11 protein-coding genes are annotated in these 8,257 nt (G+C 68.9%); 7 read left to right on the plus strand and 4 right to left on the minus strand.

Annotated features, from left to right (window positions below; genetic code table 11):
• Positions 1-443 precede the first annotated feature (443 nt).
• On the minus strand, positions 444-779 hold the full coding sequence (locus J7U37_RS24445) for a hypothetical protein (protein ID WP_247637425.1): 336 nt from the start codon (positions 777-779) through the stop codon (positions 444-446).
• A 231-nt stretch (positions 780-1,010) separates the two neighbouring features.
• Here J7U37_RS24445 and J7U37_RS24450 point away from each other — a divergent pair, with 231 nt between their 5' ends.
• Complete coding sequence (locus tag J7U37_RS24450) at positions 1,011-1,340, plus strand: hypothetical protein (RefSeq protein WP_247637426.1); 330 nt, start codon at positions 1,011-1,013, stop codon at positions 1,338-1,340.
• A gap of 54 nt (positions 1,341-1,394) precedes the next feature.
• On the opposite strand, the gene J7U37_RS24455 is transcribed toward J7U37_RS24450, so the two are convergent.
• Both J7U37_RS24455 and J7U37_RS24460 read right to left on the minus strand, forming a co-directional pair.
• Positions 1,395-1,919 carry a hypothetical protein gene (locus tag J7U37_RS24455; protein WP_247637427.1) on the minus strand — a complete coding sequence of 175 codons (525 nt, stop codon included), beginning with the start codon at positions 1,917-1,919 and terminating at the stop codon, positions 1,395-1,397.
• A gap of 32 nt (positions 1,920-1,951) precedes the next feature.
• Complete coding sequence (locus J7U37_RS24460) at positions 1,952-2,830, minus strand: hypothetical protein (protein WP_247637428.1); 879 nt, start codon at positions 2,828-2,830, stop codon at positions 1,952-1,954.
• 164 nt (positions 2,831-2,994) lie between these two features.
• Between J7U37_RS24460 and J7U37_RS24465 the strand changes: the two genes are divergently transcribed.
• From J7U37_RS24465 to J7U37_RS24490, 6 genes are all read left to right on the plus strand, one after another.
• Positions 2,995-3,543, plus strand: a complete 549-nt coding sequence (locus J7U37_RS24465) for a GcrA family cell cycle regulator (RefSeq protein WP_247637429.1) — start codon at positions 2,995-2,997, stop codon at positions 3,541-3,543.
• Positions 3,543-4,031: a hypothetical protein gene (locus tag J7U37_RS24470; protein ID WP_247637430.1), complete on the plus strand. Its 489-nt coding sequence runs from the start codon at positions 3,543-3,545 to the stop codon at positions 4,029-4,031. Before J7U37_RS24465 ends, J7U37_RS24470 begins: the two co-directional genes overlap by 1 nt.
• Before the next feature lie 9 nt (positions 4,032-4,040).
• Positions 4,041-5,033 (plus strand): hypothetical protein, encoded by a 993-nt coding sequence (locus tag J7U37_RS24475; protein ID WP_247637431.1) that lies wholly within the window; start codon positions 4,041-4,043, stop codon positions 5,031-5,033.
• Positions 5,034-5,118: 85 nt separating this feature from the next.
• Entirely contained in the window at positions 5,119-6,366 is a 1,248-nt protein-coding gene (locus J7U37_RS24480; protein ID WP_247637432.1) for a hypothetical protein, read from the plus strand.
• Positions 6,363-6,662 (plus strand): hypothetical protein, encoded by a 300-nt coding sequence (locus J7U37_RS24485; RefSeq protein WP_247637433.1) that lies wholly within the window; start codon positions 6,363-6,365, stop codon positions 6,660-6,662. Before J7U37_RS24480 ends, J7U37_RS24485 begins: the two co-directional genes overlap by 4 nt.
• Complete coding sequence (locus J7U37_RS24490; protein WP_247637434.1) at positions 6,662-7,573, plus strand: hypothetical protein; 912 nt, start codon at positions 6,662-6,664, stop codon at positions 7,571-7,573. The genes J7U37_RS24485 and J7U37_RS24490 overlap by 1 nt, the downstream gene beginning before the upstream one ends.
• Positions 7,574-7,604: 31 nt before the next feature.
• Here J7U37_RS24490 and J7U37_RS24495 read toward each other — a convergent pair whose 3' ends face one another.
• A complete protein-coding gene (locus tag J7U37_RS24495; RefSeq protein ID WP_247637435.1) occupies positions 7,605-8,186 on the minus strand; it encodes a metallophosphoesterase in 582 nt (193 codons plus the stop codon).
• Positions 8,187-8,257: the final 71 nt, after the last annotated feature.

The following is an 8,257-nucleotide window of genomic DNA, read 5'->3' on the forward strand; positions in this document are numbered from 1 at the left end:
GATCCGCCTGTTCGGCGCAGCTTGGCTCATCCAGGCCATCCGAGCCTGAACAAGCACGAGCCGTGGCGATTCATCCGCAGCCGACATTCATAAAGTTCCGCGCCCAATCCGTTTTGACACGGCCTCGGTCGCTTCCGGACTTTCCACATCGTTCCGTGGCCTCGGCATGACCTTACATCGGTGGGAAGGTTATCCCGAAGGTATGCGAGACAGCCACGTCCGGACCGAGCTCCGAGCCGGGCATCTGGCGGGCTGGCATTGGGCCCGCCTCTGCTCCGTGGCCGACGCGATGGACTGCGATGTCGAAGTGGTCCTGAAGCCCCGCCCCAAGGTCTGAGGACCGCTTCAGCAAGGTCGACACGTCAGACGAGCGGTTTACAAGTGCGAGGCATTCCCCCCGTTACTCCTGCCGAAGGAATCGCGTTTATGGAAAACCCGCGGGCCTAGATTTCCAGCCCCAGCCGGTTCGCCAGGGCCGCGGCGACGGCCTCGGCGCGGTAGACGATCGGGGCCTTGCCCGCTTTCAGCGCCTTGTGGGACCGCCGCAGCAGGGCGACGGCTGCCGCGCGGATGATGCGCTCCGGATCGAGGGCGGTCGCGAGCCTCCGCCCGGTCGGCGCGGCCGCCATGCAATCCCGCAGCGCATCGGCCAGCGCGCGATCCAGGGTCGCCGGATCCGGGCGGCCGGCCTCGGCGCGGCGCTCGCGCGTGACCTTCTGGGCGACGCGGTTCTGCTGCCGGATCTTGGCGGTGGCGTAGGCTGGGAGGGGCGTGCTCATGAGGGGAGCATCCGCCCGCGTCATGAGAGGCACAATGACATGTCAGGCCCCCAGGGCACGAGCTCGTGCGCATCTCGTGCGTAGAAGTGCTGAGTGGGCAAGGCACAATAGCCTCCGCCGAAATAAAGATGTCGTTCACGAAGAAATGTGGACAGCATCCAGGCCGGGTTGACTGGGACTCCCGGCCAGGTGCCTCCTGATTCGGCGAGATCGGATCGAGGGGAGAGAGCCATGGGCGTCGCACTGCACACCGGCATGGATTTTGGCCTCCGCGTCACGCAGGGCTTGCTTCTTGGCGACGCTCTCGTGACCGGCGCTTTCCACGGCGTCCGTCAGCATCAGATCACGCAGGCCAACGCGGTCTCCGAAGTCGCGGCCGAGCTTGCCCGGGTCCGCCGCCTCCTCGCCGGCGCGCAGGCCGATGCCGCGGCCGCCCGCCAGGAGAGCGTCGTCCTCGGCGCTGCCCTCGATGCCGCCAACGCCAGGGCCGCCCGCGCCGAGGACGGCCTGCGCACGCTGGCAACCGCGGTCCGCGAGGGGCGCGCCCGCCCCCGCGCATGAGAAAGCCCGCCGGTGGGTTGCCGGCGGGCTCGGGGTCGTCTCGGTGCTGACGCGTCAGGCGTAGCGCGGCGGGGCGTCCACGGAGATACCGAGATCGCTCCACACGCCGTCGAGATACGTCTCCCCCGGGATGTCCCCTTCCCGGTGAGGGGACACGATCGCGTTCCATCCGGGCACCAGCCCTGCATGCGGCACGGCGCCGAGCAGCGCGACAAGGCGCCCGTCGCCCCCGGCCGTGCAGTGCTCCTCCAGCAACCTCGCCGGCACGGCATGGATCGTGGAAAGCTGATCCTGCGTCAGGCCGCTCATCCACGCCGCAATCCGCCCCGGCAACGGTTTCAGTTCGGGCAGCCTGGGATCGGGCCGGCGCATCGTCATCCTGACGGCATGCTCCCTGATCAGCGCCCCCAAAGGATAGGCCTCCTCGTCATCGAGCGCGGGCATGGCGGGCGTGCGATCCGACAGGGCGGCCGCCGCGAGGGCCTGCGCGGAATCCGGCGCGGGCCCGAGGCCGAGCCACCGCAGCGGAGCCGTGAGGATGCCCAGGATGAGGGCGAGCAGGCGGTGAAGGAAGGTCATGGCGATGGGTCTCTCGTTGCGGTGATGGATGGTTACGCCGAGGCCAGCAAGCCACCAGGCGAACGCACCTTGCGGGTCGGCTTCGGCTCGATCCCGAGGGCCCGACGGGCGACGTCCGGAGGTAGCTGCGACCGGTGCTGATGCAGCAGCGCAAGGCCGTGCGCGGCGGACACCTGGTCGAGGGCATCCCGCTCGGCCAGAACGTGCCCGCTCCACGTCGTGACTTGGGAAAATCCTCGCCCGTTCTGCTCGCTCGCCAAGTCCTCATCGAGGCCCGCCAAGAATTGCAGGCCCTCCAGGGTGGCAGCCTGAACACCGGCATCGGCGGCGCGCTCGAACCACTGCTGCGGGCTCGGCCGCGATAGGCGCTCCTCTGCCCTGATTCTGTTCTGCTCCGCGTTGGCGATCCAGCGCGACGCCGCGTCCACTCCATACCGTGTCCACTCGATCATGTGTGCGAGCTCGGCCGCCTCGGCGTAGGACCGGCCCAGCTGCCAGGGCGCGGAGCTGACGATCTCGGCAAGCCGGGCGCGAATCGGCGCCGAGATCTCCGCGATGCGGGCCGCCTCTGCCAGCCTGCGCGCTTCCCACTTGGCATCCGCCTCGGCCCGCTTGGCGGCAGCAACGGCGATGGCCGCATCCACGGCGCCCTGCAGCGCGGGGACGTCCACGTCCGCCTCGTCGACGCCGCCCCACCAGCACGGGACCAGGACCCCGCGCTCGGTCCCGTGCTCCGTCCACGAGAAGCCCGCCGCTACGAGCGGCGCACGCACCGCGCGGTACGCGTCGGAATAGGCCTGGTTCGGCCCGTCGAGATGCCAGAGCTCGCGCGTCTCACCGCGCCGGCGGTGCTCCCCCACGGGCGTCCAGGGCGGTCCGAAATTGAGGGGCGGGCGGGTCAGGACGGGCATCGGGGCATCCCAAGGAAAATGGCGACCAACCCAACTTAGCGCTTGACTCGCTTTCCAAGCAAGAGGAATCGTTACTCCAACGGAGCAAATGTTACGGGACTGGCGTCGTGGGGATTAGACAGACTACATCGGACGGCCTGGGGCTCAAACCCCGCGCCGCCCCCATGGAAGAGGTGTCGCAGGCGAAATGGACGCCCGAGGAAATCGAGCGGGCCAAGGAGCTCTGGGTCGACGGCAAGGGCGGTCAGGGCACGGCCGACGAGCTGTTCGCCCAGTTCGGCGTGCGGCGGTCCAAGTGCAGCGTCATCTCCAGGATGGCCCGCTGCGGCCTGAGCTTCCAGGGACGCCAGTCGCCCCCGGCGCTTCGGTCCCTCGCGAACGCCAAGATCGCCCGCGGCACGGGGCGGAGCGCCCGGCGCAAGCCCGCCACCCCGAAGCCGGTCGCGGTCGCCCGCATCCCCCGGCCGGCGCCGCGCCTCGCGCCGAGGCCGCCCGCCGACGTCGCGATCCCGGAATCGAGGAGGGTGGCCCTGACGGATCTGACGGCCGGCGCGTGCAGGTGGATAGCCGGCGATCCCCGGTTCGACGCGACATGTTGTGGGCACCCGATCGATCCGGGCAGCGCGGTGTGGTGCACGGCGCACCGGGCCATCGGGACAGTCGGGAGCCAGAGGCGCCAGGCCGCCTACGTCCCCACGAGGAGGGCCGCCTGATGGGCAGCAGGATGTACCCGCTCCTGGAGAACCTGCCGCCGGATTTCTCGGAGGAGCCGGAGCGTCCGGCCTTTGGGATCTCGCCCAACCGCCTCGACGTCGGTGCCCTGTGGGCGACGCTGCCTGACGAGGACAAGGCGATGATCGGCGAGCTCGCCCTCGGCATGCTCTGCAGCGGGCACACTGCCGGGATCGCGGATAGCGAATACGACTCGATCGCGGCCCGGGCCGCGACCGCCGCGGCCTTCAGTTTCGAAGAGTGGATGGCGCGCGCCGAGATGCCGGCGACTGTCGAATCCGCGATCCGGGACGATCTCGGGTTCCGCATCGCCGAAGTTCTCGGACCGATCTGCCGCGGCTGCGGGTGCAGCGACAGCGACGCCTGCGAGGATGGCTGCGCGTGGGCCGACGAGGCGCAGACCACGTGCACGGCGTGCGTGGCCAAGGCTGAGGCCAAGGCCCGCGATGACGTCACCGATTTCTTCTAGGAGACAACAATGAGCATCTACAGTCATCCCCCCAACAGGCCCTTGATTAGGCCCCAGGACTTTCAGCGTGATGAAAGGTATCCAGAGGAATTAGACTACCTGTACATGAGCGAAAAGCATTACAATGCTTATGGACAAAACATGTTCGATGACATGTTTTACGAAAGGAACGGCATCGTTCAGCCGAACATTCTTAAGGACGGAAACCATCGCGCGTCCTTCGAACACGGACTTACGCGTGGCGTGCTCGACGGTGGAGACCAGTTCCGTGATGTCTACAACGCTCTGGTCTGCGAGGACCTCGTCAGCATCTTTGCTTGGGATCGCACGCTCACCGATGTTGAGATCGTCGAACGCCTGTCACTGCGTATAGCGCGTGTCGAGAGGCGGGATTGGATACCGCGGGACCTCTGGACTCCCTTCGTGTGGCACGATGCGGGGAATCACCTCCATCACGGCCTGCGCCTCGGGCAGATCGAGGCTGTCGCGCCTGAGGAGGGTCAGCCCCGGAAGTGGCGCATCACCCGCCATGTCGCGCTCTACACGATCGAGGGCGGCGACGGTTACAGCCGAGGCACCGGGCGCGCCATGCGCTCGGTCGACTGCACGCCCGACGAGATGGCTGCTCTCCGCGCGGCCTGGCTTGAGGGAGACAGGGCGAGGCGGCGCCGGCAGCGGCGCAATCTTCTGAGGAGGCTGGACCGGCAGACCCGAGGATACATCGTCGGCCTCAGCGGCATCCAGCCGGACGCCTGCGTCAGCGAGAAAATTCGGGACATCGGCGACCTGCCGCACGTCTTCGTCGGTGCGCCGCTCCTGGATGTAGTGGACGTGATCTCGACGTGGCACCGCCAGAATGGCCACGACGAGGACTGGAGCTTCGACCGCCTTCAGGACTGGCAGGGAGCACCCGGCTCGGCGTCGTCGCCGGGCGCACCGCGCGCGACGCTCAGCATCCCCGACGCCGATGCGGAATCCCTCGCCGAGCTGGCCGATTTCTAGGGCAGGCTTGACAGATTCACGGCATGTCCCCATCATGGGGACATGAAGCGGCTATGCCCGCTCATACAACCGATGGGAAACCACGATGACCAAATCCTACGACCGCTCCTCGATTCTGAGTGCCGCCTGGGCAAGTGCCCGGTTCGTCGCCGACCTGGTCGGTGAGCCCGTGCTCCGGCACATCGGTGCCGCCATGCGCAACTGCTGGTACATCGCCAAGAACGGGTTCGCCGCATTCGCCGATGCGCCCTCGATGGTGCCGCAGCCGGCGCAGCAGCAGCAGGCCTGCGCCGCTCCCCGGGTCGCGATGCGTCTGGTCCGCACCGTCACCCACTACGGCATCATCGCCGTGGACCAGGCCAGCGTCCGCCCGTGCCCCGAGTTCCCGGACCACGGTTGCGACGAGTACCGCGTCATGGAAAATGGTGTGGTGATCCGCACCCGCTACGTCCTCGCCAGCGATCACCACCACTGGCACTGCCCCGGCGCGAAGCCGTACATCACCCCCAACTTCTCCAAGGTCACTGCACAGCGCACGATCGATGCCGTCTGTGATTGCCTTGCCGCGGCACCCGCCATGGTCCAGCAGCCGTGCCAGCAGCAGCAGGCCCGCGCCCGCAACGCCGCCCCCTTGCATGTCCGGATCGGCGCCCTCGGACACCTCTGCTTCCCCTGCGATCCGGATCACGCTGATGCCTCCCTGTGGATCGTGACGGACGGCCAGATCAGCCGTGATTGCGCCACTCATCAGGAGGCCCTCGATCTCGCCGACGAGAGCCGCGGCCTCGGCTACATCCCCGCCATCGTCCCGCGGCTCCCGCAGAAGGGCGCGGACCTGCGCTCGGCGATGATGACGTACGACGAGGCGAAGGCGGCCTGCGTCCGTGCCACGTGGGGACGTGAGTTCCGTGGGCTGGACAAGACGGCGCGGGCGGACGCGGCTCGGGTGCGCCTGTTGGATCTGCGCGAATCCGGATCAGTCGACCAGGCGGTGTTCGATCGGCTAAAGGCGGAGCTGGCCCCGGCCCCGACAATGGTGCCGCAGCCCTGCCAGCAGCAGCAAGCGTGCGCGGCGAGGCCGGGCACCGAGCCGACGGCTCCCGCCCTCCCGCCGCACCTGTCGTCCGATTCCGAGAGCGATCATGGGTCGTACATCTCCGGGATCCTCGCGGAGCTGATGGAAGAGCCCGCGCCGCCGCGGCCAACGACGGTCATGGAGACCGTCGTTGGCAGGGCCTTCACGGACGGCCTCATGCTTGGCCGGAGCATGGCGATCAGCGAGATCGAAACCCTGTTCGCCGAGCTCATCGCACAACTGAGGAAGAACCAGTGACGGTATCCCGTGAAACCCTCGCCGCCGTGGGCGAGCTCCTCGCCGGCGGTCCCGACTGGCGCCGGCCGCTCGCCGCGCTGCTCGGGCCGCTGCATCCCGAGGGCGCCCGGGACACGATCGATCCCCGCCTGCCGGCGCGGTGGGGCAAGGGCGATCGCGGCATCCCGGACTGGGTCGGTCCGGCCCTCGTGATCCTGCTGGATCGGCACCTTCACACGCTGGCCGCCCAAGCCGACGCCATCGCCGTGGACACCGAGCGTGCCCACGCCCTCGCCAGCCTGCTCAGGGGGAAGTGATGCCCGCCGCCCAGTTCGATCACGCCGCCTACATCGCCGAGGCCGTCTCCGCTCCCTACCAGACCAAACGCCGGCTCCCCGTCGTCCGGGCTGCCCCGCCCGTGGCTGGGTATGTCCGCCCGGTGCAACGCTCCCTGTTCGAGCTCTGCGGAGACCCGCACAGTATCCAGCCTGGCATCCCGAGGCTGGCCAAACCCGAGCCCGTCGAAGAGCCGGAGCCGGCCGAAGAGCCCTCGGCGATGGACCGCCTCGTCGCGTCCGGCATCGCGAACGAGTACATCGCCAGCCTCGGCGCGCTGATGGATCCGGACAATCGGGCTCCCTACTCCCCCCGCTCGATCGGGTTCCCGGTCACGGTCCACCGGGTGGGCGGCCCCTTCCAGCCGCCGACGGCCCCGAGGATCTGGGAGCTCCACCTCTCCACCCCCGCGTGCGGCGACATCCCGTTCGTCCGCAGGGTCGAAGAGGTCACAGGCCTGACGGCAGGGTGGGTGCCTGACCGTGGCAGGGGCTCGCTCGGGCAGTGGCATCACGCGGTCGACCTCGCCACCGATTCGGACTGGGAGCGGCTCGTGTCATCGATGGAGCACACGACCCCGAGGGATGTGTCCAGAGCTGTCGGGCTCCACGTCTTAAGTGGTAGCCTGAGCGCGGCGCACGCCTGTCGCCTTCTACCGGACGTCGGGATCGAGGAGCCCAAGGAGCGCGCCTTCCCGAACCTTCGGCCGAATTCGGACGGTAGCCTCATGACAGGCCTCGACGGCTGGGAGGCGGTTTACGCGGTGGAAGACGGCCTCATCGTGCCGGGCAACCCGAAGCGCTCGACGTTCGCCAGGGTCACAGACGCGGGCTGGCGCAGCGTCGGTAAGGAGCCGCCCGCGCCGGCGCCGAAGAAGGTCAAGGTCTCCTGAACCCAAGGGGGCGCACACTCTGCGCCCCCTTTCACGCGGCCTCGGCCAGCGCGGCCGCCGCGGCGTCCCCTGCCTCCCGGGCGGCCGTCTCCGCGAGGAGCTCCAGGATCTCGGGCACCGTCACCGGCCGGAATCCCCAGCAGTCCACGCCGACGTCGCAGGACCGAGCCGTCGCCGGGATCGCCCTGTGGGAATGCCCGAACAGATGGATGCGCCCCCTCCGGGAATCCGGCCACGACAGATGCGCGTAATGCGACAGCCACAGGTCGACCGGCCGGCGCATGCCCGGGTCCTGCACGGCGATCCGCAGGACGTCATGGACGCCGCCCTCCCATGGAAGGCGCTCGCCCCTGGCTTCGTGGTTCCCCCTGATCAGGGTCTTCGCGCCGTTGAGGCGGTCGAACACCGACCGGGCATGCGCGAGGCTGCAGCCATAGGCGAAATCGCCGAGGTGGATGACCCTGTCGGATGGGCGGACCCGGTTGTTCCAGAGGGCGACGAGATGCTCGTCGTGCTCCTCGACGGAGCGGAACGGGCGCGGCCGGATCATCCTGTCGGAGAGGATGCCGGCATGGCCGAAGTGCGTGTCGGCGGTGATGTACGTGACGGGCATCGAGGCCTCCAGAACGGAGGCGCGGCGGGGCTCTCCGGGGGTCAGCGGGACGGGCGGGAGCGGGCGGGCAC

Source organism: Methylobacterium sp. 37f, assembly GCF_023093475.1.
Taxonomy (GTDB): domain Bacteria; phylum Pseudomonadota; class Alphaproteobacteria; order Rhizobiales; family Beijerinckiaceae; genus Methylobacterium.